The following is a 22,723-nucleotide window of genomic DNA, read 5'->3' as shown; positions in this document are numbered from 1 at the left end:
CCTGGCACCGTGCCCGCACCCGGCGCCCTCGCCGCACCCGGCTCCGTGGCTGCCGCTGGGGACCGTTTGCAGAGCACCGTGATGATGGGGCGCTCGGCGGGGGGTGGCATGCGTCGAGGCTAGGAACCCGTCCGTAGGATTGTCAACAATCCTGCCCAGCCGCACACTGTCGCATGTTCACGCGTCCGTCTGTTCGAACCGATCGTGGTCACCGCCGGCGGCGTCGAGCGCCTGAGCGATCTGTCCGACGAGCTGACCAGCAGGAGGTAGTTCCGTGCAAGCTCTCCCGTACGCCGCACGCGTCGCCGGGCTCGTCGGGTCGGTGATCGACTCGAGTACGTCGTTACTGCACAAGCAGACCCACGACATCGTCCGGTTCGCGATGGGATCACCGGCCGCGGAAGCAGTACCGTCGAACGTCCTCGCCGCGATCGCTGCCGAACAACTGAGCCGCCCCGACGCGTACGACTACGCGGCCACCGAAGGAGATCCACCGCTGCACGCCGCCCTGCTCGAGATGCTCCGCGGCACCTCCGACGAGACCACGGCCGACCGGCTCACCATCACGGCCGGCGGGATGCAGGGCCTCGACCTGTTCTGCAAGCTCTTCGTCGACCCCGGAGACCTGGTCGTCGTCGAATCGCCGACGTACACGAACGGCAGTGCGACCGCACTCTCGTACGGCGCCGAACTGCTGGAGGTCCCGGTCGATGTCGACGGGATGATTGTCGACGATCTACCACGGCTCCTCGATGGAAGACGGCCGAAGGCGATCTACACGATCCCGACGTTCCAGAACCCGTCCGGCGCGACACTCTCCCTCGAGCGGCGGCACAAGCTGCTCGACCTCGCCCGCGCGTGGGGCTCGATGGTGATCGACGACGATCCGTACGGGCTGCTGCGGTTCGCCGGGGACCCGTTGCCGTCACTGCGTGAGCTCGGCGCGGGCGATCCGCTCGTGTTCGCCGTACGCACGTTCTCGAAGATCGTCGCGCCGGGACTCCGGGTCGGCTGGGTCGACACCGATCCCGAACTGCAGCCGTTGCTGATCAACGCGAAGCAGGCGATGGACACCTGCACGAACCTGCCGGCCCAGCGGCTGCTCACCGGGTTCCTGACCGGCGGCCACCTCGAGGAGCACCTGGTCACGCAGCGACTCGAGTACAAGTGCCGCAAGGACGCGATGCACACGGCACTGCAGGAGAACTTCGCTGACATCGCCCGCTGGACCGATCCCGAGGGTGGCTTCTTCCTCTGGGTCACATTGGAGAACGGCATCGACACGAGCGAGTTGTTCGAGATCGCGCTGGCCGAAGGCGTCGCGTTCATCCCCGGCCCGGCCTTCTCTCCCACCGGCCGCTTCCACGACGCGCTCCGACTCTGCTTCGCCTCGACGCCACCGGACCGCATCCACGAGGGCGTCGCCCGCCTGCGCCGGGCCGCTGACAAACTGTTGCCCTAGGCAATCCCGGCCCATGGAACCGCTGCAACCGCAGCCCGCGGGCGCCGGCAGAGCTCTCTGTCCTCTCACCACTTCGGCCCCCGGTGAGAGGATTCGTTAACCGTCTCGTTACACCTCAGGACGCCCACCGAAACCGGCGCGCCCTGAACTAAAGAAGACCCGCCGCCAGGGCGGGGCGCCCCTAGGGTTCCGCTGCCGATCGCGGCAGGTCTGGTCCGAGAGGGGAGGCGGTGCCGTCACGACGGCGCCGTTCCACGGCGGGACAAAAGCCCGGGAGGCCTTGAAGGCCCCGGGTGCCGTGTGCGTTCCGGGCCGATCCGATGGAGGCCGGAATGTCAGCCACCCCTGAAACACTGACCTCACCCACCGACGACCTCGGCGCGAACGACCTGGGCCGGTTCGGCTACACCCAGCAGCTCTCGCGCCGGGTCGGTAGCTACGCCTCGTTCGCGGCCGGCTTCTCGTTCGTGTCGATCCTCACCACGGTCTTCCAGTTGTTCGGACTGGGCTTCGGCTTCGGCGGTACGGCGTTCTTCTGGACCTGGCCTGCGGTCCTGGCCGGCCAGCTGATGGTGGCGTTGTGCTTCGCCGAACTCGCCGCGCGCTACCCGTTGTCCGGAGCGATCTATCAATGGGCCAGGCGGCTCGGCGGCGCCGTCATCGGCTGGTTCGCCGGCTGGACGATGGTGATCGCGCAGATCATCACGCTAGCCACCGCGGCGATCGCCCTGCAGGTCGTGCTGCCCGCGGTCTGGTCGGGCTTCCAGCTGGTCGGGACCGACTCGGCGCTCTCGTCGAAGGATGGCGCGGCGAACGCCGTCGTCCTTGGCTGCCTGCTCCTCATCGCCACCACCCTTCTCAACGCGACCAGCGTCCGCATCACCGCGGTGGTCAACTCGGTCGGCGTGACCTGCGAGCTGGTCGGTGTCGTGCTGATCGTCGTTTTGTTGACAACCAGAGCCGAGCGCGGGCCGTCCGTCGTACTGCACACGACGAACCTCGACAGCACCACCGGGTACGTCGTACCGCTGCTCATCTCGGCGCTGATGGCGGCGTACGTGCTGGTCGGGTTCGACAGCGCGGGTGAGTTGTCGGAGGAGACCCACCGGCCGAGGGCGACCACGCCGCGGACGATCATCCGGGCCGTTGTCGCATCCGGGATCGGCGGGGCGTTCCTTATCGTCGCCGCGCTGATGGCGGCGCCCTCGCTGACCGACGGCGACCTCGCGACGCAGGGTCTCCCCTATGTACTGACCAGCCGGCTTGGTTCGACGGCCGGCAAACTGCTGCTCCTCGACGTCGCGCTCGCCGTGTGCGTCTGCACGCTCGCGATCCAGACCGCGGCTGCGCGGATGATCTTCTCGATGGCACGAGACAACGTCCTGCCGGCGTCGCGTCAGTTGCGCCAGGTGTCCCGCCGTACCGGCACGCCGGTCGCGGCGACCATCGTGCCCGGCGTCCTCGCCGCCGTCTGCCTGGTGGTGAACGTGGGCAACGCGGGCCTGTTCCTCGGCCTCGCCAGCGTTTGCATCATGCTGCTCTACGTCGCGTATCTGATGGTGACCGCACCTCTGCTGGTACGACGGCTGAGCGGCAACGGACCGGCCGCCGGGGTCGACGAACAAGGCCGGCCGCTGTTCTCGCTCGGACGGTTCGGTCTGATTGTCAACATCGTCGCGGTTTCCTACGGGCTCGCGATGGCGATCAACCTCGGTTGGCCGCGGGCTGAGGTGTACGACCCGGCCGGCGCGGGCTGGTATCTGCACTATCTGCCGCTGATCACCCTCGCGATCGTGGGCCTCGGCGGAGTGATCGCCTACCGGTACCAGCGCCGCGCGTACCACGCCTCGATCGGCCTGGTCCTGCCGTCAGCTGCGGCGCCCGCCGTCGCCGAAGCGGAAGGAGCCGGCGCATGAACCACGAGATCCCTGCCGCCGCGGCCTGGTCGGCACCGGTCCGGGCGGGGCGAAGCCTGACCCTCACCGCACTGGCCGACGGCGCGAATGCGTCGGTGCTGATCATCGGGTCCGACCGGCTCGATCGGCTGAACATCCCGGACACACTGAAGTCGCAGATGTCCGCGCGGATCCGCACCGGCATGGTCCTGATGTCCGACCGCGGCCTCGCCCTGGCGACCGTTGTCGCATCGACGCTCGATTGGCACGATTGCCTCACCGGCGGGCGCCCCGATCGATTGGTGCTGCTCGAACTGGCCAAGCACGGTTTCGGAGCAGCCGATCTGCATGCCTGCATCAACTTCTTCTCGAAGGTCGCGATCTCTGACGACCCGCACGCATCGCTGGCGTTCGTACCGGCACACGCACGAGCCGGCGACACCGTGACACTGCGAGCCGAGCAGGACCTGCTGGTCGTCATCTCCGCCGCGCCGCATCTGCTGTCCGACGGTCCGGCCGCGGGAGTCGCCGTACACATCGAAGCCGCCACCCCAGGCGATCCGGAGCTTCGCGAGGAAGCGGTGCGTGCGCTCGAGCTGACCCGGGAGCTGATCGCATGACCATCACCGAGACGAGTACCGCTCTGGATACCGTGGTCGAGCCTGGCGATGGCGCACTGCTCACCGTGCCGGCAGGTGGTCGATTGCAGATTGTCGACCTGCAGGGCAATCAGGCTGTCGACACCTTGCTGTACGACGCGCACGACATCGACAACCGGTACTCCGCCTTCGACACGATCCGCGAGCAACGGGCTGTCTTCCTCACGACCGGATCACGGCTGTTGTCGACCAGGCTCGACGAGCTCGCGGTGATCAGCGACGACACCTGCGGCCGGCACGACACCGTCGGCGGCGCGTGTTCCCAGGAGAGCAACGTCATCCGGTACGGCGAGCACACCCGGCACCAGCACGCCTGCCGCCAGACCTTCCTCTGGTACGGCGCGCAGGCCGGCATCGGGCAGCGTCAGCTCACCCACAACATCAACTTCTTCATGAACGTCCCGGTCACCTCCGGCGGAGACCTGAGGTTCGACGACGGTCTCTCCGCCCCGGGCCGGTACGTCGAGCTCACCGCCTCCCGGGACATCCTGGTGCTGATCAGCAATTGTCCGCAGGTCAACAATCCCTGCAACGGCTGGAATCCGACGCCGATCCAACTCGTGGGCTGGTGGTGACGGTGGCCGTCATCACCATCGTCACTCCCGGGACCCAGACCACGATCCAGGACCTAACCGGTCGGCCGGGGCTGTGGGACGTCGGCGTACCGCCTTCCGGCGCGGCCGACGAACTGACCTTCGCACTGGTCAACGCCGCGGTGGGCAACCCGGACAGCGCGGCCGGACTGGAGTGTGTGGTCACCGGACCAGTGCTGACCTGCGACGAGGACCGGCTGATCTGCGTTGGTGGCGCGGTCCGCAACGCGACGATCGACGGGTTCGGGGTCCGCCCTGGCATGGTCGTCCGCCTGCCCGCCGGGGCCGTGCTCGACCTTGGTGCATTGGACGGCCCGGGTCTGCGCGCGTACCTGGCGATCGAAGGCGGCCTGGACGTCCCGCGCATCCTCGGCAGCCGATCGACCTTCGTGCTCGGTGGTTTCGGCGGTCACGACGGCCGCGCGCTCACGGCAGGCGACCAGCTCCCCTTGGGTCGGCGGGAGAACCTGCTCACCCCGCTGTCGGTCGACCTTCCGGAGCTCTCCGGGAGTTGGCGAGTCCGGGTGATCGCCGGCCCGCACGGCGCCCCGGACCATCTCACCGCTGAGGGTGTCGACGAGTTCTTTGCCAACCGTTGGATTGTCGACCATCGATCCGATCGCACCGGGATCAGGCTGGTCGGACCGGTGCCGGGCTGGGCCAGGACCGACGGCGGTGAGGCCGGATTGCATCCCTCCAACGTGCACGACTCCGCGTATCCGGTCGGCGGCATCATGCTGTCCGGAGACACCCCGGTCATCGTCGGAAAGGACGGCCCGTCGCTTGGCGGCTTCGTCGTACCGGCCGTGGTGATCGAGGCCGATCGATGGATGCTCGGGCAGCTCCGCGCCGGCGACACGGTCGACCTGGTCCCGGTGACGATGGCCGCGGCGACCGAAGCAATCCGGGTACGGCGTCATTGGTTGAGTGATCTCCGGCAGGACCCGGCCGAGCTCGCCTCCCCGATCAGCACCACGGACCGTCCGAAGGCTCTACACCATGCCGAACGCGCGACCACGGCTCCGCCGTACACGATCAGATGCGCGGGCGAGCGGCATCTGCTGGTCGAAGCAGGCCCGGCAGAGCTCGATCTCACGGTCCGGGTGTGGATCCATCTGCTGGCGCAGTCCTTGCGCGCCGACCGGCCGGACGGTGTGACGGAGATCGTCGAGGGTGTGCGGTCGATGCTGGTGGCGGTCGACTCGTCGCGGCTCGCGCTGACCCAGCTCGCGGAGCGACTGGCGTTCCTCGCCGCCGGGCTCGAGGATCCTGAGACCGTGGTGCTGCCGGCGCGCGACGTGACGCTGCCGATCGCGTTCGACCACCCGGAGGCCCATGAGGCGATGCGCCGGTACGCGACCTCGGTCCGGCCGGACGCGCCCTGGTGCCCGGACAACGTGGAGTTCATCCGGCGGGTCAACGATCTGCGCGAACGCGACGAGGTCTTCGAGATCGTGCAGGCCGCGACGTACCTGGTGGTCGGACTCGGCGACGTCTACCTCGGCGCGCCGGTCGCTGTACCGATCGATCCGCGGCACCGGCTGGTGACGACGAAGTACAACCCGGCACGCACCTGGACGCCGCAGAACGCGGTCGGGATCGGCGGGATCTATCTGTGCGTGTACGGGATGGAGGGACCCGGCGGCTACCAGTTGGTCGGCCGGACCGTCCCGGTCTGGCGGCTCTCCCCCGCAGACGAGCAGCCTTGGTTGCTGCGGCAGTTCGACCTGATCCGCTTCACCCCGGTGAGCGCAGAGCAACTCGCCCACGAGCGAGCCGAGATCGCAGCCGGCCGGGCCGACCTCCGGGTCACCCCGTCCACGTTCTCGATCGCCGACGTACGCCGCATCGAACAGGAGGCACCCGTGGACATCGCAACCCTACGAGCCAAACGCCGAGCCGCCTTCGAGGCCGAGCGGGCCCGGTGGGGCGCATGAACGAATGGATCACCCGCGTCGAGCCGGTCGAAGCTCGGCCCGGGCCGCTGCATGGGCTCACGATGGCGTTGAAGGACAACATCGACCTGGCTGGGGTGCCTACGACCGCTGGGGATCCGCGCAATGCCGAGCAGGCGGCGCAGAACGCCTTTGTGGTCGACCGGTTGGTTGCAGCGGGCGCCGTACCGCTCGGGAAGACGAATCTCGATCAGTATGCGACCGGGCTGGTTGGCACGCGGTCGCCATACGGCGCTTGTCACTCGGTCTACTCGGCGGAGCATGTGTCGGGTGGATCGAGTTCGGGCAGCGCAGTCGCGGTTGCGAGCGGGCAGGTCGACTTCGCGCTCGGTACGGACACCGCCGGGAGCGGCCGGGTGCCGGCTGCCTTCAATCGGATTGTCGGCATCAAACCGAGTCGCGGGATCGTCTCCGCGCGTGGCGTCGTACCGGCCTGTCGGTCGCTCGACTGCGTGACGGTGATGGCCCGGTCGGTCGCCACTGCGCGCCGCGCCTTCGATGTGATGGTTGCCTTTGACCCGGAGGACGCGTGGTCCCGGCGGTACGAGTCGCTGCCGCACAGCCGGCCGGGCCGAGTGCCCGGGTCCCCCGCGGTGATCGGCGTACCGGATGTGTCTCTCGAGCTCGACCCACTGCCCGAGGAGGCGTGGCAGGCGACACTGGACCAGGCTTATCGGCTCGGCGACGTGGTGAAGGTGGATGTGCAGCCGCTGCTGGCGGCCGCCGACCTGCTGTACTCCGGCCCTTGGCTGGCCGAGCGTTGGCTGGCCTTCGGGGACAAGCTCGTCGATGATCCGGCGGTGGACCCAACTGTGCGGTCGATTGTCCACAATGGTGCCGCCCTGACCGCGGCCGATGCGTTCGCCGGGTTCGATCGACTGGCGATCCTGGCGCGGGCGAGCGAACACCTGTGGACGCAACTCGACGCACTGCTGCTGCCGGTGACGCCGGAGCATCCGACCCTGGCGGAGGTCGCGGCGGATCCGATCGGCGTGAACAGCCGGCTCGGACGGTTCACCAACATGGTCAACCTGCTCGATCTGTGCGCTGTCGCCTTCCCCGGGCCGGACCGGAGCGACGGGCTGCCGTTCGGGATCCAGTTGCTCGCGCCGGCGGGGCACGACCGCGTACTGATCGACCTCGCGGCGACCTGGGGTGGTGAACCCGCGGAGGAGATCCTGCTCGCGGTCGCGGGGGCACATCTGTCCGGGCAGCCGCTCAACCACGAACTGGTACGACGGGGTGGACGGCTCGCGTTCGATGCGCGGACGGATGCGTCGTACCGGATGTATCTGGTGGACGGACCACGGCCTGGTCTGACCCGGACGGTGCCGGATCAGGGCGGCGCCGGGATCGAGGTGGAGGTCTGGAGTTTGCCGGCGCTTGAGTTCGGCGGGTTCTTGGCGACGGTCGAGCCGCCGTTGGCGATCGGCCCGGTGGAGTTGTCGGACGGGCAGCGGGTGCTCGGGTTCGTGTGTACGGCTGATGGCGCGGATCCGGCGCGCGACATCACGTCGTACGGCGGCTGGCGCGCGTACCTGGCAGGGAGGTCGGCCTAGGCCAGGGCTGTCTCAGCGCGGTGACCGGTCGAGAGTGCGCGCGGTTCTCAGCTGCCTCGCAGTCCGATGCTTTGTCCTCGAGGTGCGGCTCCAGGGAAGAAGCGGTCCGGATACAGTCGTCCGGTGTCCCGGTCTCGCGGGCGACGAGCACGGGGGCGCGGCGAGTCCGTCCCGCCGGCCGCGAGACTCCGCAATGCATCCGGGCGGCGAGAGCAAGGAGGAGCGAGATGATCACGTGCGTCGTCGACTACGTCATCGATCCGGCGGAGATCGAGGCGTTCGAGGAGTTCGGCCGGCGGTGGATCGAGCTCGTCGAGCGGCATGGTGGTACTCATCACGGGTACTTCTTGCCTGCGGAAGGCGCCAGCGATCGGGCGCTTGGGTTGTTCAGTTTCCCGAGCCTGGCGGCGTACGAGAAGTACCGCGCGCTGTTCGGGGTGGATCCGGATTTCGTTGCCGCGGACAAGATTCGGGACGACAGCGGGTGCGTGCTGCGTTACGACCGCAGCTTCCTCCGCCCGCTCGAGCGGTGAAGGTTTCCGCTGCCGGCCCCGGAGGACGATGCGGCGGAGTCGGCGCGGCAGTTGTTCCGGTCACGTCGTACGGCGGCTGGCGGGCCAACCTGACCGGGAGGTCGGCCTAGGCTAGGGCAGCATGAGCGTGACGTCCGCCGAGCAGGCTGTGCTGGATCGTATCGACGAGGATCTGCTGGTGCGGGTCACCACGGAACTGTTGCGGGCGCCTGGGCAGAACCCGCCCGGCGATGAGGCGGCGACAGTCGCGGTTCTGGCCGCGGCAGGCCGGGAGCTCGGGCTCGAGGTGGCCACCACGCCCGTCGAGCCCGGCCGCGACAACCTCACCATCACTCTTGCCTCCGGCAATGATGCGGGGGTGTTGCTGCTTGGGCACACGGACGTCGTGCCTGTTGGTGACGGGTGGACGACCGATCCGTTCGGCGGGGAGGTTCGCGACGGGCGGATCTACGGCCGCGGAGCCTCCGACATGAAGGGCGGCCTCGCGGCGGCCCTGGTTGCTCTCGCCGCGCTCCGCGGCACCCGCCTGAGCGGACCGGTCGAGCTGGCGGCGGTCATGGACGAGGAGGAGACCGGCAAAGGCATCCGCGCGTACGTCGCCGACGCGCAACGATCCTTCGTCGGGTGCGTCACCGCCGAACCGACCGACCTGCAGACAATCATCGCCGCTCGGGGCGACTCGTACCTACGCGTCGCAGTCCACGGCCGCGCCTGTCACGCCGGCAACCCGGCAGATGGCGCGAACGCGATCTACGGCGCGGCCGCAGTCGTCGCCGAAATCGAACGGCTGCACACGATCCTTGCCGCTGACCCCCATCCGCTGCTCGGCCCCGCGACCTGGAGCGTGGGTCAGATCAACGGCGGCACCGGCGGATCGATCGTCCCGGCCGAGTGCGTGATCGTCGCCGATCGCCGGCTCCTCCCGGGCGAGTCGCCGGCCGCCGTACTCGACGATCTCCGTCACCGCGTCGCGGCGCTCCGGCTGGAGGACCGTGGGCTGACGGTCGACCTCGACATGCCGATGGAGATGCCCGCCTTCGAGACCGCGGCCGATACCGACCTCGTCCGCATCACCGAGGCCGCCCGGGTCGACGCCGGCGGTCCTGAGCTCCCGTTGGGCGGCTGGACCGCGGCTTGCGACGGCGGGTACGTCGCTCGCGATCTCGGCGTACCCGTCGTCGTCCTCGGCCCCGGCTCGGTCACTACGCAGGCGCACCGTGCCGACGAATCCGTAGCGATCCACGAGCTCGTGACGGCTGCCCGCGCGTACGCCCTCACCGCCCTGCGCCTTCTGAGCTGAACAGGATCAGCCCCCGGCAGGGCTCACGTGCACTGTGGCGCTGTGGAGTTTGGGCAGGGAGTGGGACAGGCGGTGGTGGGCGTCATGCGCAATCGCGTGCGCATCGGCGAGAGTCAGGGACGGATCGACGACAACGCTCGTCTCGGCCCGGATGCGATGTCCCGTCCAGCGGAGGCGGAGGTCCTCGATCGCGGTCACGCCGGGCGTGCCACGCAGGGTGGTCTCGGCGGTGACGAGCAGCTCCGGATCGATCGCGTCCATCAGCCGCCGGTAGACGTCGGTCCACGCGCTCTTCAGTACGACGAGGATCGCGACCGTGATACCGAGGCCGACGAGTGGGTCGGCCAGCGGGAAGCCGGCCAGTACGCCGATCGCGCCGAGCACGACCGCGAGTGAGGTGAACCCGTCGGCGCGGGCATGCAGTCCGTCCGCGACCAGCGCCGCGGAGCCGATCCGGCGGCCGACCCGGATCCGGTACGCCGCGACGAGTTCGTTGCCGGCGAATCCGACCAGACCGGCGATGATCAGCACCGCCAGGTGCTCGGGTGGCCGCGGGTCGACGAGTCGGCGGATCGACTCGTACCCGGCGACGACTGCCGACAGCGCGATCATCGCGACGATGAAGATCCCGGCGAGATCCTCGGCGCGCCCGTACCCATAGGTGTAGCGCCGGGTCGCCGGCCGGCGCGCCAGTACGAAGGCCGCCCAGAGCGGGACGGCGGTCAACGCGTCCGAGAAGTTGTGGATGGTATCGGCGAGCAGCGCTACCGAGCCGGTGAGGAGGACAAGACTGGCCTGGGCGATCCCAGTCAGGCCGAGGCCGGCCAGGCTGAGCTTGACTGCGCGGATGCCCTCCGCACTCCCTTCGAGTGCGGCGTCGACCGACTCCGCCGCGTCGTGCCGATGCGGCCTGACCATCCGCACCACCCACCCGACCACCCCGCGCCGCCCACCACCGGCCTCATGCCCATGCCCGTGACCGTGACCGAGCCCGTGATCGTGGCCGTGACCACGCCCGTGACCGTGATCGTCGCCTTGATCGTGATCGTGACCACGCCCGTGCTCGTGACCACGCTCGCCACCCGCCTCAAGACCATGCCCGCCACCGGCCTCGTGACCATCCCCGTCACCACGCCCGCGATCATGATCGTGGCCGTGACCGTGATCGTGCGATCGACCGTGATCCGCTGGAGCTCCGTGTCCTGCATTCATGAGATCATGTTATCTGCGCATCCATGCATATACGCAAGTAGGCAGGTCCCAGGTAGAGTGCCGGGCATGCACTCGTCGATCGACGATTTCGAGATGCCGAACGAGGAGCAGGTGCATCTCGCCGCCGAATCCTTCCGCCTGCTCGCCGACCCGACGCGGATCCGCGTGCTGTGGGCACTCCTCCAAGGCGAGTCGTCAGTCGCCTGCCTGGCCGAGCTCACCGGTGCCGCACCGGCGGCGGTCAGCCAGCACCTGGCGAAACTCCGCCTGGCCGGCCTGGTCCGCGGCCGCCGCGAAGGCACGTTCGTCTACTACTCGGCCGCCGACCACCACGTCCGCAAACTCCTCGACCAGGCCCTCTTCCACGCCGACCACCTCGACCGCGACCTCCCCAACTAGCCACCGGGCAGTCGCACCACCGGCCCACGGCACCATCCGCACCAACAGGCAGCCGCGCCATCGCACCACCCGCCCACCGGGCCATCCGCACCGCCGCCCGCCGCGCCACCCGCACCGCCGCGCCCCTCTGCCGCCGCGCCCGCCGGGCTACCGGTGCATAGTTACAGCCGCGGGCCGCGGTCCTCGCCTTGCGGGCAGAGTGCGGTTGCGAGGAGTTCGGCCAGGTGGTGGGCTCGGCGTGAGGTCCCGTGGGCGATCTGGGTGCGGCAACTGAAGCCGTCGGCCAGGACGGCGGTTGCTTCGGGCAACGCTCGTACGGCGGGGAGCAGAACGCGCTCACCGATCGCCCTCGAGACGTCGTAGTGGTCGCGCTCAAACCCGAAGTTGCCGGCCAGGCCGCAGCACCCGGAGTCGGGCACGGTGGCGTCGATGCCTGCCGCCGCCATCACCCGGCGGTCGGCGTCGAACCCGAGCACAGCGTACTGATGGCAATGCGTCTGTACTAGCGCCTCTCCCCCGACCTGCGGAGGTTCCCAACCCGACTCGACCAGGAACTCGGCGAACGTCCGCGTAGCGTGCGCGGCCTGGTCGACGAGTGGATTGTCGGCAATCAGATCAGGTGCGTCGTGCCGGAGGGCCGCAGTACAACTCGGTTCGAGACCCACGATCGGCGTACCTGCGGCGAGATGCGGCGCGAGGATCCGCAGCGAACGGTTGAGGACGCGCCGGGCCTTCTTCAGCTGCCCGGTCGAGATCCAGGTCAGACCGCAGCACACGGGCTTGTCCGGCAGTACCACCTCGAACCCGGCCGCCTCCAGCACCTCGACCGCCGCCCGCCCGATCTCAGGCGCCAGGTGATCGGTGAACGTATCCGGCCACAACACGACCTTGCTGCCACCGGTCGACGAACCCCCACGAGCAGCAAACCAAGAAGTAAAGGTCTGCCGGGCGAAGGGCGGAACTTCGCGCTCGGCCGCGATCCCACCAAGCCGCTTGGTCAGCCGCGCCCTCGCAAAACGATTCGCCAGCCCCGGTACCGGCGACGCGAGCCGGGCCCACAACGGCAGCCACCCCATCGACCAATGCGACAACGGCCGCGCCCACGGGCGGCGCGCGTAGTGATGGTGGGTGAACTCGGCCTTGTACGTCGCCATGTCCACATTGACCGGACAATCGGACAGACATCCCTTGCAGGACAGGCAAAGGTCCAACCCATCGCGTACTTCGGTCGACCGCCAGCCGTCCGCGATCACGTCGCCCTGCAGCATCTCCCAGAGCAGGTGCGCGCGGCCGCGGGTCGAATGCAGTTCGTCGTGCGTCACCTGATAACTCGGGCACATCACGCCGCCCGAACTCTGCCGGCACTTGCCGATCCCCACACACCGGCGTTGCGCCTGCGCGAACTCGTGCCCGTCGTCCGGATACGTGAAGATTGTCGGCAATCGACGATCCTTCGCCGGCCCGTCGTGACGGATCGCCAGGTCGAGCGGCGGCGGGTCGACGATCATGCCGGGGTTCATCACCCGCGCCGGATCCCAGATCTCCTTCAGTTCCGCGAACAACCGCACCCCGTCGGCGCCGTACATCCGGCTGAGCAACTCCGACCGCGCCCGACCGTCGCCGTGCTCACCGGAGACCGAACCGCCCAACCCGACCACGAGCTCCGTCGCCTGCTCGACGAACTCGCGGTACCTCGCGATGCCGCGCGTACTGAGCAGGTCGAAGTCGATCCGCATGTGCATGCAGCCCTCACCGAAATGCCCGTACGACGCACCGGACAGACCATGCCTGCCCAGCAACTCATCAAGGCCACGGAGATACGCACCCAACTGCGCCGGCGGTACGGCGGCGTCCTCCCAACCACCCCACGCCTCAGCCCCATCCGCACGCCGAGTCGCCAACCCAGCCGCATCCGTCCGACACCGCCACAAGACAGCCTGAGCCCCCGGATCCGTCACCAGATTGGCCGTCGCAGCCGCCCGGCCCCCCACCGAGCCCAACCTCGCGACCGCCCCGAACAACGCGGCGCCCGATGAGCCGGTCGCAGGTGAGCCGGCGGCCGGTGAGCCCGAACCCACGCCTGCCCCGGACGAGGCCGCGGCCGATGAGCCGGCAGCGGGTGAGCCGGCGGCCGGTGAGCTCGGGTCGGTGCTTGTCGTAGGTGGGGCGGAGTCGCGGAGTTCGTCGAGCATGGCCTGGGCGGCGCGGGCGGCCAGCACCTCGTCGTCTCCGCCCATCTCGACGAGCAACCACGCCTTCCCCGCCGGCAACCCGGCGCGCACCGCGGCATCGCGGACCTCCGACGGCAGGCGCTCGACCAGGTCGCTGTTGATCGACTCCATCGTCAGCGGGTGATGTCGCAACACGATCGGCACACAGTCCGCCGAACTGATCGAGTCCCCGAACCCGAGCACACACAAGACCTTTGCCTTCGGCAACTCACTCAACCGCACCGTCGCCCGCAGCGTCGCCGCCAGCCCGCCTTCGCTCCCGGAGAGCAGCGCCGCCACGTTGTACCCGTACTCCGGCAACAACCGCTGCAGCGCATACCCGGAGATCTGCCGGCTGAACTGCCCGAACCTCCGCCGGATCAGCAACTCATTCCGATCCACCAACGCTTGCAGCGCCCGGTGTACCTCCCCCTCGCGCCCGAGCCTTGCCGCACACTCGGCGCGGTCTCCGGTGGACCCGACCGTCATCCTGGCGCCGTCGGCAAGCACCACATCGAGCGATTGCAGATTGTCGGCAGTCGTCCCCCAGGCCACGGAATGCGCCCCGCACGCATTGTTGGCAATCATCCCGCCGAGCGTCGCCCGGCTCCCCGACGACGGATCCGCGCCGAACGCCAAGCCGTACGGCTTCGCCGCCACCAGCAGATCCGTCAACACGACCCCCGGCTCGACGACTGCCGTCCGCGCGCCCGGGTCGATCTCCAGAATCCGGTTCACATGCCGCGATGCATCGATCACCACGCCACCGATCGCGTTGCCGGCCATCGACGTACCCCCGCCGCGCAGCACCACCGGCGCCCCGGCCGCCGCGGTCAGCGTGACCGCGATCGCCAGCTCCTCGGCATCGGCCGGTACGACGACCAAGTCAGGTACGGCGCGATAGTTCGAACCGTCCGTCGCGTAGAGCGCCCGGGTCCGTCGGTCGTCCGCCACGGACCCCTTGAGTTCCCGGCGAAGACCGGCCGCCAGCCGCGCAACGTCGTACCCGAGACCGGAGCCCGCCCGCGGATCGACTCTTCCAGCGGCGAGATTGTCTGGGGTTAGCATTGTCGACAATCTACCTATTTGCGCGCCGGTCAGCCAGGAGGAGGCGGCGATCGGCAAGCCAGTGCTCACCGCGAACCAGGTGACGGTGTGGAAAGGGCTCGATTTGCTTGGCCCAGTACCGTCTCTGCCAAGCTTGGGCAGTCTGTTTTCATCAAGGGGGACCTACGCGTGACCAGTTACATCGAGCCGCTGACGCAGGAGTCGACGCCGAGCATCATCGCCGACAAACTGCGCAAGGCGATCGGAGCCGGCGAGCTCAAGCCCGGCGCCCAGCTCGGCGAGGCGGACCTGGCCCGCAAGCTCGGCGTCAGCCGCGGGCCGCTCCGGGAAGGCATGCAGCGGCTCACCCAGGAAGGCCTGCTGGTCCCGATCCGCAACCGCGGCCTGTTCGTCATCGACATGACGGTGGACGAGATCCGCGACATGTACCTGGCCCGCGAGGCGATCGAACGCACCGCCGCCCGCCGAGTCGTCGCCGGCGACTACGAGGCGGCTGGAGACGAACTCCTCGCCGTAGTCCGCAAAATGAGCGAAGCCGAAGGCGACCCAGCCGCCGTCGGCGAGATCGACATCGCCTTCCACGAACTCCTGGTCCACCTGGCCGCCAGCCCCCGCCTGACCCGCATCCACAAAACCCTCATCACCGAAACCCGGATGTGCATCCACGCCCTCGCGGCCAGCTACTCGGGAGCCGAGGCCCGCGTCGACGAACACCGACACATCGCCGAGGCCATCCGCGCCGGCGACCACCTCCAAGCCGACGACCTCCTGGCCGCCCACATGGAAGACGCCATCGCCCGCCTCACCAGCAGCTAGTTAGCGGTCGCCGGTTAGCCGCAGGGTGTCAGCGGTTGCCCGGGCTTTCGGAGGCTGGTGGGTTGGTTGACTCTGACACTGTGTGAGGGCGTAGACCGGCGGCATGATGACGACGGCTACGGAGATTGCGGAGCGGATTCGGCGCGGTGAGGTCACGTCGCGGGCGGCGACCGAGGGCATGCTGGCGCGGATCGCGGGTGACGACGCGGTGAATGCGGTCGTGGAGACGCGGGCGGAGTTTGCACTGCGAGCCGCGGATGCGGCTGATGCGGCTGTCGCGGAGGGGCGTGCGGTCGGACCGCTGCACGGCGTACCGATGACGATCAAGGAGTGCTTCAACGTCGCGGGGATGCGTACGACGTGGGGCAATCCGGCGTTCGCGGAGTACGTCGCGGATCGGGATGCGACTGTGGTCGAGCGACTCAGCCGGGCCGGCGCGATCATTGTCGGCAAGAGCAATGTCCACACCATGCTCGCGGATTTCGGGCAGACCTCGAACGAGATCTATGGACGGACAAACAACCCGGCCGACCTGACCCGTACGCCGGGCGGCTCGGGCGGAGGTGGCGCGGCGGCGACGGCCGCGGGACTGAGCTACCTCGAGTACGGGTCGGACCTCGTCGGGTCGATCCGGCTGCCCGCGGCGTACTGCGGTGTCTACGGGCTGAAGCCGACCACCGGACTGGTCCCACTGCAGGGATTCCAGGTGCCGGGCCCGCCGGAACTGCCGAACGAGTTCCCGAACTTGTCGACAATCGGACCACTCGCGCGATCGGCCGCGGACCTGCGGACGGCACTGCGGGTGACCGGCGGGCCGGCGGCGCCGTTCTCGTGGGAGCTTCGGCCCTCGCGGCGGCAGCGGCTTGCGGACTTCCGGGTCGGCGTTGTGTCCGACCATGCGGCCGCGCCCGTGTCGAGCGAGGTGGGCGCGGCGCTGTCCGAGACGATCGATCGGCTCGGTCGGAGTGGCGCGAAGATCGTCGAGGGCTGGCCCGACGGGGTCGATCCCGATGAGCAGGCCGAGGCGTTCGGATCCCAAGTCGAGCTGTTCTTCGCGTTGCACGGCGGCGCACCGTCGTCCGCGAGTCTCGCCGAGGTGATCGAGCAGGAGCGTCGGCGGATGGTCGGGCGACAGAAGTGGCAGCAGTACTTCGAGGATGTCGATGTGTTCCTGTGTCCGACCAGCTTCACCGCCGCGTTCCCCCACGACGACCGGCCGTTCGAGGAGCGGACGATCAGGACGTCGTACGGCGAGCAGCGGTACGACGCTCAGGCGTTCTGGATCGCCCACGCCTCGCTGATCGGTCATCCCGCGCTCAGCATGCCGATCGGACAGACGCCGGACGGCCTGCCCGTCGGCGCACAGGTGATCGGTCCGTGGCACGAGGACGACACCGCCATCACCTTCGCAGAACTGCTCGCTGCTTGAGTCACTCGGCAGCTGGTTGAGCCGGCGAGGACCCGCCGCTGGCGACGCGTGAGCGTCACCTCGATGGCAGCGTGCGAGTGTCGCCCCGGACCGGAGCGCGCGAGCGTCGCCTCAGACGGGAGCGCGCGAACCTCGGCTCAGATGGGCGCACGCGAGCCTCGCCTCGGATGGGCGGGGCGCGCGAGCACTCGGCTAAATGGGCCGGCACGCGAGCATCGGATCGGATGGGGGTGCGTTAGCGTCGAGTTGGAAGGGAGTGGGGATTGTTCGCCATCGGGGAGTTCGCGCGGCACGGGCGGGTGTCGGTTCGGATGTTGCGGCATTACGACGCGATTGGGCTGCTGCGGCCGGCGTACGTCGATCCGACGACGGGCTATCGCAGTTACACCGCCGGGCAGTTCGCCGAGCTGAACCGGATCGTCGCGTTGAAGGACCTCGGCTTCGGGCTCGAGCAGGTGCGGACGATGATCGCGGACGAGATCAGCCCGGCCGAGCTGCGCGCATTGTTGACAATCCGACGCGCGGAACTGGAGTCGAGCGTCGCCGAGAGCTATGCCAGGCTTGCGCAAGTCGAGTCGCGGCTGCGTGGCATCACGGGCGATCTGCCCGCCGCCGACGTGGTGATCAAGGATCTGCCCGCGATCCGGCTGGTCGGACTGACCACCACGGCTGCGAGCTTCACTCCGGAGGACATCGGCCCGGTTATCCGTCCGCTCTGTAACGAACTCGGCTGCCGGCTCCCCGATGCTGATGTCCGACCGGTCGGCCGCTTGACGTGTCTGTACGAACGGTCGCGACCGCAGTCGGGCGAGGATGAGGACGAGGTCGTCGTACGCGCGACTGTCCCGGCCACTCTCGATGCCGACAGCAACCTGAAGGGGGCTGACAGCAACCAGGAGGCAGCCGGCCGCGACACCGAACGGGCTCGTGGCAATGCGGCACTGGCTGACGGCAACGCGGAGCGGGTCGGTGGCAACGCGGAGCGGGTCGGCGGCAACCTCAATGGGCTTGAGGTGATTGATATGCCGGCGGTGCGAGTTGCGACGCTGGTGTATCGCGGGCCGATCGACCAGGTGCTGCCTGCGTGGCAGGCGCTGGCTCGCTGGATCGACGACAACGGCTATCGGTCCAGCGAGCCTGCCCGGGAGCTCTACCTCGACTGCCCGGAGGACCCTTCTGACTGGGTCACCGAACTCCAAGAGCCGATCGAGCCATCAAGCCTTGGCGAGTAGTCAGGCTGCGGCGAGCAGTCAGGCCTCGGCGAATAGGTAGACCCAGCGAAAGCGCGGCCGCAGCGCGGGGCTGGGATTGCGGCTCCTTCGGCGGCGGGCAGGGAGCCGGGAGACGCTGGACGCGGCGCAGGCTGGGGCGCGGGCTGGGGGCGGGGTTATGGGGTTTCGGCTAGGGCGGCTAGGCCGGCGACTATGACGGTGAGGCCGAATTCGAAGCGGGCGTCGGTGGTGGCGCCGGAGGTGAGGGGGCCGGCTAGGGCGATGGTCAGGGGGTAGCGGTCGGCGGGGAGGGAGGCGAAGAAGTTGCGGAGGCCGGCGACGAAGCCTTCGACGTCTGCTTCGGTCCAGCCGGCGGCTCCCTGCACGCTCTCCTCGAAGGCGATCGCCGTGACGTAGAGCGGGATCAGGTCGACGGCCCAGGCGGCGGCCTGGTCGGGGAGGTTGCCGGCCTTGAGGATGCCGAGGATCCGTTCGGTGCTGAGCAGGGCCCGCTCCCCCAGCGGTACCTGCCCGATCGCGGCTCGGGCGACGCCCGGGTTCGCCCGCATCACCCGGAGCAGTTCACGCATCGCGTCCTTCAGTTGCTCCTGCCAGCGCTCCGGATCCGGCGTCTCAGGGAGCTTCATGTCCTGCGCCGCGCGGTCGACCAGCAGCTGATCGAGCTCCTTCTTGTTCGCGACGTGCGCGTAGAGCGACGCAGGTCCGGTCCCGAGCGCCGAGGCGACCTTGCGCATGGACACGGCCTCGTACCCCTGCTCGACCAGCACCCGCATGGCCGCGTCGACGATCCGCTCCCGGGTCAGCGGCGCTCGGGCCGCGCGGACGGGCTTCTCGGGACTGATCGGCTGCCACGGCGACTGGGTCATGGCCCCACTGTAGCGAACACCGTACTTGACAGGAACACTGTTCGCGCGTAGAACAGTGTTCGTCAACGAACACCGTTCGCAATCCCAGGAGCCACCGATGAGCACCTCGACCGCCACCTCCTCGGCCAACCCGGCCACGCCTGCCACCCGGGCCAACCCAGCCGCCCAACCACCGACCGGCTCCGCGAGTACGCCGTACCGCTGGCGCTGGCTCGTCCTCGCGACCGTGCTGATCGCCGAGATCATGGACCTCGTCGACGCGACGATCGTCAACATCGCGGCGCCGTCGATCCGGGCCGAGCTGGGCGGGTCGGAGTCGGCGATGCAGTGGATGCTGGCCGGGTACACGCTGGCGTTCGCGATCGGGCTGATCAGCTTCGGCCGGCTCGGCGACCTGGTCGGCCGGCGGCGGCTCTTCCTGATCGGCGCCGTCGGGTTCACCGTCGCCTCCGCGATCTGCGGATTGTCGACAAGCCCTGAGCTACTGATCGGCAGCCGGGTGGCGCAGGGTCTGCTCGGCGCGGTGATGATCCCGCAGGGCTTCGCGATCCTGAAGGCGGTCTTCCCGGCGGACGAGATCGGCAAGGCGTTCGCGATGTTCGGCCCGGTGATGGGTCTGTCGGCGGTGGCCGGCCCGATCATCGCCGGTGCCCTGATCGACGCGAACTGGTTCGACGCCGGCTGGCGGATGATCTTCTTCATCAACGTCCCGATCGGCATCGCGGCCCTGGTCGGCGCGCTCCGGTTCATGCCCGAGGTGAAGACGCCGGGCGCGTCCCGGCTCGACGCGGCCGGTGTGATCCTGGTCAGCCTCGCGTCCGGTCTGCTGATCTACCCACTGGTCCAGGGCCGCGAGCTCGGCTGGCCGTTGTGGACAATCCTGATGATGGTCGCGTCGGTGCCGACATTCGTCCTGTTCGGCCGGCGTGAGCGCCGCTCCGGCAACCCGGTGATCGACCCGTCCCTGTTCCGCAACCGCGGGTACGTCGCCGGCCTCGGCGTGATCACCACGTTCTTCCTGGCGATGTCCGGCTTCATGCTGGTCTTCAACCTGTTCACCCAGCTCGGACTGCACTACAGCCCGCTGAAGGCCGGCCTCGCGATGGTGCCGTTCTCGCTCGGGATCGCGATCGGCGCGCCGCTGTCCGGCGGCCTGCTCGCTCCGAAGCTCGGGCGGAAGGCACTACAGCTGGGCGTCGCGGTGATGACGCTGGCGATGGGCGGTGTCTGGTTCACCCTGCACGCGTACGGCGATGCGACCACGATCTGGAACCTTGTGCCGGCGACCCTCGCCACCGGGATCGGTGCCGGCCTGGTGTTCGCGCCGCTGTTCGACATCATCCTGGCATCGATCGACGACCAGGCCGCGGGCTCGGCGTCCGGCGTACTGACCGCCATGCAGCAGTTCGGCGGCGCGATCGGAGTCGCGGTGATCGGCACGATCTTCTTCCAGCTGCTGCCGGCGCACGCGTTCCTCGGCGCCACCAAGACAGCTGTGCTGGTCGCGATCGGGATGTTCCTGATCAGCCTCGCGGTCACCTGGCTGCTGCCGAAGCGCGCCCGCGAAGGAGCCTCGGCGCACTGATCCGGGCGTGACGAAGCCCCGCTCGCCTAGTGTGGCGAGCGGGGCTTCGGCGGTAGATCAGTTGAACGAATCGCCGCAGGCGCAGGAGCCGGTCGCGTTCGGGTTGTCGATCGTGAAGCCCTGCTTCTCGATGGTGTCGACGAAGTCGATCGAGGCGCCCTTCAGGTACGGCGCGCTCATCCGGTCCGTCACGACGTTCACGCCACCGAAGCCGGCGACCACGTCGCCGTCGAGCTGACGCTCGTCGAAGAACAGCTGGTACCGCAGGCCGGAGCAACCACCCGGCTGCACGGCGACTCGCAGCGCGAGGTCGTCGCGACCTTCCTGCTCGAGCAGCGCCTTCACCTTGGCGGCGGCCCCGTCGGTGAGGATCACACCCGTGGCGACGGCCTGCTCGGTCTGCGCTTCAGTCATTCCTGACTCCAGTCATCTCGTGAGCGCCCGGCTGCGTGGCAGGCAGCCGTGCGCGGAAAGTCCGCTGTCATTCCGCACCAACAAGCGCCGATCCGGAACCATTCCCATGGTCGCACACCAATTTCCAGGATCAACTACCCCGGTCAAAGGCTGGTCAGCGAGCCCAGGTGCGGGCAACACGCTCCGCAACCGCCGCGAGCGATCCGTGTGCATCCGCGAAGGCGCGCTCCTCGCCGACCAGGTCCACCAAGGAGTACGCCGACTCGACGCCCATCGTGCGCATCTCGCGGGCCCCGATGAGGACCTTTCCTGCCAGTACGACGCATGGCCGCATCGCGTCGTTGGCCACCTTCGCGACCCCGGCGATCACCTTGCCGTCGCGGGACTGGAAATCGAACGCACCCTCGCCGCTGAGCACCAGGTCCACCCGCGACGCCTTCTCCTTCAGCCCGGTCAGCTCCGCGACCAGGTCGATCCCGGACACCCGCTCGGCGCCCAGCAGCAGCAGCGCGTACCCGAGCCCGCCCGCGGCGCCGGCGCCCTTCTTGTCCGCGGTCTTCCGGTCGGCCAGCTCGGCGAAGTGGGTCAGCCACCCGTCGACCTGGGGCTTGCGGTCGTCGGTGATCCCCTTCTGGGTGCCGAAGATGTTGGTGGCGCCACGGAGCCCGAGCATCGGGTTCTCGACGTCACTCGCCGCGACGAACTCGATCCCCGCCATCCGCGCCCGAGCCGGCTCCAGGTCCACCGACGTCAACCCGGCGAGCCCGGCAGCCCCGGCGTCCAGCCGACCACTCGACGCACCCACCGCCGAATCACCGCCGGTCAACTGGCCACCATCGGCCGCCTGACCACCGCCGGTCGCTTGACCACCGCCGGCCGCCCGACCAGCATCGGCCGCTTGACCACCATCGGCCGCTTGACCACCATCGGCCGCCTGATCACCGCCGGTCGCCCGACCGTCGCCGGTCGCTTGACCACCGTCGGGCGTCTGATCACCGCCGGGCATCTGATCACCGTCGGGCGTCTGATGACCGCTGGTTGCCGTTGCGCCGAGGGCGGCGAGTAGTCCGGCGCCGGCGTCGTTCGTGCCCGAGCCGCCGAGTCCGAGGATGATCCGCTTCGCCCCGGCGTCGACCGCGGCCGCGATCAGCTGACCCACGCCGTACGTCGTCGCGTCCTCGGGCCTGCGCAGCTTCGGCTCCACGAGGTGCAACCCGCACGCCTGCGCGGTCTCGACGTACGCCGTTTCGCCCGCGAGCAGCACCGTCGCCGGGGTGTCGTCGCCGAGCAGTCCGCGAACGGTGACCGACAGCAGCGTCCCGCCGACGACCGCGGAGAGTACGTCGATGAACCCGGGCCCGCCGTCCGCCATCGGCGCCACCAGCACCTCGGCCTCCGGATCCCGCCGCCGCCACCCTTCCTCGATGGCCGCGGCCGCCTCCACGGCCGTCAACGTGCCCGCGAACTTGTCCGGCGCAATCAGCACTCGCATGCCGCCATCCTCTCCTACCCCGGGCGATCGTTGACCCCGCGTAT

The 22,723-nt window shown here is 69.1% G+C and carries 18 protein-coding genes and 1 riboswitch; of the genes, 13 read left to right on the top strand and 5 right to left on the bottom strand.

The annotated features are described in order from the left end of the window. Positions 1-274 precede the first annotated feature (274 nt). The 8 genes from OG558_RS28670 (at position 275) to OG558_RS28635 (ending at position 9,956) form a co-directional block, all read left to right on the top strand. Complete coding sequence (locus tag OG558_RS28670; RefSeq protein ID WP_405065774.1) at positions 275-1,462, top strand: PLP-dependent aminotransferase family protein; 1,188 nt, start codon at positions 275-277, stop codon at positions 1,460-1,462. A 170-nt stretch (positions 1,463-1,632) separates the two neighbouring features. Then, positions 1,633-1,741, top strand: a riboswitch (guanidine-I (ykkC/yxkD leader). Positions 1,742-1,794: 53 nt separating this feature from the next. Beyond that, positions 1,795-3,378: an amino acid permease gene (locus tag OG558_RS28665; protein WP_405065773.1), complete on the top strand. Its 1,584-nt coding sequence runs from the start codon at positions 1,795-1,797 to the stop codon at positions 3,376-3,378. Beyond that, positions 3,375-3,977, top strand: coding sequence for a DUF1989 domain-containing protein (locus OG558_RS28660; protein ID WP_405065772.1), 603 nt, complete (start codon positions 3,375-3,377; stop codon positions 3,975-3,977). The genes OG558_RS28665 and OG558_RS28660 overlap by 4 nt, the downstream gene beginning before the upstream one ends. Further along, a complete protein-coding gene (locus OG558_RS28655) occupies positions 3,974-4,591 on the top strand; it encodes an urea amidolyase associated protein UAAP2 (RefSeq protein ID WP_405065771.1) in 618 nt (205 codons plus the stop codon). The genes OG558_RS28660 and OG558_RS28655 overlap by 4 nt, the downstream gene beginning before the upstream one ends. A 2-nt stretch (positions 4,592-4,593) precedes the next feature. After that, complete coding sequence (locus tag OG558_RS28650; protein WP_405065770.1) at positions 4,594-6,546, top strand: 5-oxoprolinase/urea amidolyase family protein; 1,953 nt, start codon at positions 4,594-4,596, stop codon at positions 6,544-6,546. After that, positions 6,543-8,123: an allophanate hydrolase gene (gene atzF, locus OG558_RS28645; protein WP_405065769.1), complete on the top strand. Its 1,581-nt coding sequence runs from the start codon at positions 6,543-6,545 to the stop codon at positions 8,121-8,123. The genes OG558_RS28650 and atzF overlap by 4 nt, the downstream gene beginning before the upstream one ends. Before the next feature lie 227 nt (positions 8,124-8,350). Further along, a complete protein-coding gene (locus tag OG558_RS28640) occupies positions 8,351-8,656 on the top strand; it encodes an NIPSNAP family protein (RefSeq protein WP_405065768.1) in 306 nt (101 codons plus the stop codon). Between the two features lie 121 nt (positions 8,657-8,777). Beyond that, a complete protein-coding gene (locus OG558_RS28635; RefSeq protein ID WP_405065767.1) occupies positions 8,778-9,956 on the top strand; it encodes a M20 family metallopeptidase in 1,179 nt (392 codons plus the stop codon). Between the two features lie 6 nt (positions 9,957-9,962). On the opposite strand, the gene OG558_RS28630 is transcribed toward OG558_RS28635, so the two are convergent. Next, the gene (locus OG558_RS28630) at positions 9,963-10,874 is read right to left on the bottom strand and encodes a cation diffusion facilitator family transporter (protein WP_405065766.1); all 912 of its coding nucleotides are present in this window, start codon (positions 10,872-10,874) and stop codon (positions 9,963-9,965) included. Between the two features lie 45 nt (positions 10,875-10,919). Between OG558_RS28630 and OG558_RS28625 the strand changes: the two genes are divergently transcribed. Further along, a complete protein-coding gene (locus OG558_RS28625; RefSeq protein WP_405065765.1) occupies positions 10,920-11,567 on the top strand; it encodes an ArsR/SmtB family transcription factor in 648 nt (215 codons plus the stop codon). A gap of 161 nt (positions 11,568-11,728) precedes the next feature. On the opposite strand, the gene OG558_RS28620 is transcribed toward OG558_RS28625, so the two are convergent. Further along, positions 11,729-14,845 carry an FAD-binding and (Fe-S)-binding domain-containing protein gene (locus tag OG558_RS28620; RefSeq protein WP_405065764.1) on the bottom strand — a complete coding sequence of 1,039 codons (3,117 nt, stop codon included), beginning with the start codon at positions 14,843-14,845 and terminating at the stop codon, positions 11,729-11,731. A gap of 168 nt (positions 14,846-15,013) precedes the next feature. On the opposite strand from OG558_RS28620, the gene OG558_RS28615 reads away from it, so the two are divergent. The 3 genes from OG558_RS28615 to OG558_RS28605 all read left to right on the top strand — a co-directional run bounded on the left by OG558_RS28615 (position 15,014) and on the right by OG558_RS28605 (position 18,322). Continuing rightward, entirely contained in the window at positions 15,014-15,661 is a 648-nt protein-coding gene (locus OG558_RS28615; protein WP_405065763.1) for a GntR family transcriptional regulator, read from the top strand. Between the two features lie 103 nt (positions 15,662-15,764). Then, on the top strand, positions 15,765-17,090 hold the full coding sequence (locus OG558_RS28610) for an amidase family protein (protein WP_405065762.1): 1,326 nt from the start codon (positions 15,765-15,767) through the stop codon (positions 17,088-17,090). Between the two features lie 263 nt (positions 17,091-17,353). Then, positions 17,354-18,322, top strand: coding sequence for a MerR family transcriptional regulator (locus OG558_RS28605; protein ID WP_405065761.1), 969 nt, complete (start codon positions 17,354-17,356; stop codon positions 18,320-18,322). A 155-nt stretch (positions 18,323-18,477) separates the two neighbouring features. On the opposite strand, the gene OG558_RS28600 is transcribed toward OG558_RS28605, so the two are convergent. Then, positions 18,478-19,188 carry a TetR/AcrR family transcriptional regulator gene (locus tag OG558_RS28600; RefSeq protein ID WP_405065760.1) on the bottom strand — a complete coding sequence of 237 codons (711 nt, stop codon included), beginning with the start codon at positions 19,186-19,188 and terminating at the stop codon, positions 18,478-18,480. A 97-nt stretch (positions 19,189-19,285) separates the two neighbouring features. Here OG558_RS28600 and OG558_RS28595 point away from each other — a divergent pair, with 97 nt between their 5' ends. Beyond that, positions 19,286-20,773 (top strand): DHA2 family efflux MFS transporter permease subunit, encoded by a 1,488-nt coding sequence (locus OG558_RS28595; RefSeq protein WP_405065759.1) that lies wholly within the window; start codon positions 19,286-19,288, stop codon positions 20,771-20,773. A 57-nt stretch (positions 20,774-20,830) separates the two neighbouring features. Here OG558_RS28595 and OG558_RS28590 read toward each other — a convergent pair whose 3' ends face one another. Beyond that, positions 20,831-21,187, bottom strand: coding sequence for an iron-sulfur cluster assembly accessory protein (locus tag OG558_RS28590; RefSeq protein WP_328521926.1), 357 nt, complete (start codon positions 21,185-21,187; stop codon positions 20,831-20,833). A 154-nt stretch (positions 21,188-21,341) separates the two neighbouring features. Next, positions 21,342-22,679 (bottom strand): glycerate kinase, encoded by a 1,338-nt coding sequence (locus OG558_RS28585; protein WP_405065758.1) that lies wholly within the window; start codon positions 22,677-22,679, stop codon positions 21,342-21,344. Between the last annotated feature and the right edge of the window lie 44 nt (positions 22,680-22,723).

The organism is Kribbella sp. NBC_01510, from assembly GCF_045040325.1.
Lineage (GTDB): Bacteria > Actinomycetota > Actinomycetes > Propionibacteriales > Kribbellaceae > Kribbella.
Note: the sequence above shows the minus strand (reverse complement) of the source record. Positions and strands in the feature narration are given on the sequence as shown.

Excerpts from the sequence above, each read along its gene's own strand:
- OG558_RS28665 (WP_405065773.1), top strand. The coding sequence starts at position 1,795 with ATGTCAGCCACCCCTGAAACACTGACCTCACCCACCGACGACCTCGGC.
- OG558_RS28660 (WP_405065772.1), top strand. The coding sequence starts at position 3,375 with ATGAACCACGAGATCCCTGCCGCCGCGGCCTGGTCGGCACCGGTCCGG.
- OG558_RS28655 (WP_405065771.1), top strand. The coding sequence starts at position 3,974 with ATGACCATCACCGAGACGAGTACCGCTCTGGATACCGTGGTCGAGCCT.
- atzF (WP_405065769.1), top strand. The coding sequence starts at position 6,543 with ATGAACGAATGGATCACCCGCGTCGAGCCGGTCGAAGCTCGGCCCGGG.
- OG558_RS28640 (WP_405065768.1), top strand. The coding sequence starts at position 8,351 with ATGATCACGTGCGTCGTCGACTACGTCATCGATCCGGCGGAGATCGAG.
- OG558_RS28635 (WP_405065767.1), top strand. The coding sequence starts at position 8,778 with ATGAGCGTGACGTCCGCCGAGCAGGCTGTGCTGGATCGTATCGACGAG.
- OG558_RS28630 (WP_405065766.1), bottom strand. The coding sequence starts at position 10,874 with ATGGTCAGGCCGCATCGGCACGACGCGGCGGAGTCGGTCGACGCCGCA.
- OG558_RS28625 (WP_405065765.1), top strand. The coding sequence starts at position 10,920 with ATGCCCATGCCCGTGACCGTGACCGAGCCCGTGATCGTGGCCGTGACC.
- OG558_RS28620 (WP_405065764.1), bottom strand. The coding sequence starts at position 14,845 with ATGCTAACCCCAGACAATCTCGCCGCTGGAAGAGTCGATCCGCGGGCG.
- OG558_RS28610 (WP_405065762.1), top strand. The coding sequence starts at position 15,765 with ATGATGACGACGGCTACGGAGATTGCGGAGCGGATTCGGCGCGGTGAG.
- OG558_RS28600 (WP_405065760.1), bottom strand. The coding sequence starts at position 19,188 with ATGACCCAGTCGCCGTGGCAGCCGATCAGTCCCGAGAAGCCCGTCCGC.
- OG558_RS28595 (WP_405065759.1), top strand. The coding sequence starts at position 19,286 with ATGAGCACCTCGACCGCCACCTCCTCGGCCAACCCGGCCACGCCTGCC.
- OG558_RS28590 (WP_328521926.1), bottom strand. The coding sequence starts at position 21,187 with ATGACTGAAGCGCAGACCGAGCAGGCCGTCGCCACGGGTGTGATCCTC.
- OG558_RS28585 (WP_405065758.1), bottom strand. The coding sequence starts at position 22,679 with ATGCGAGTGCTGATTGCGCCGGACAAGTTCGCGGGCACGTTGACGGCC.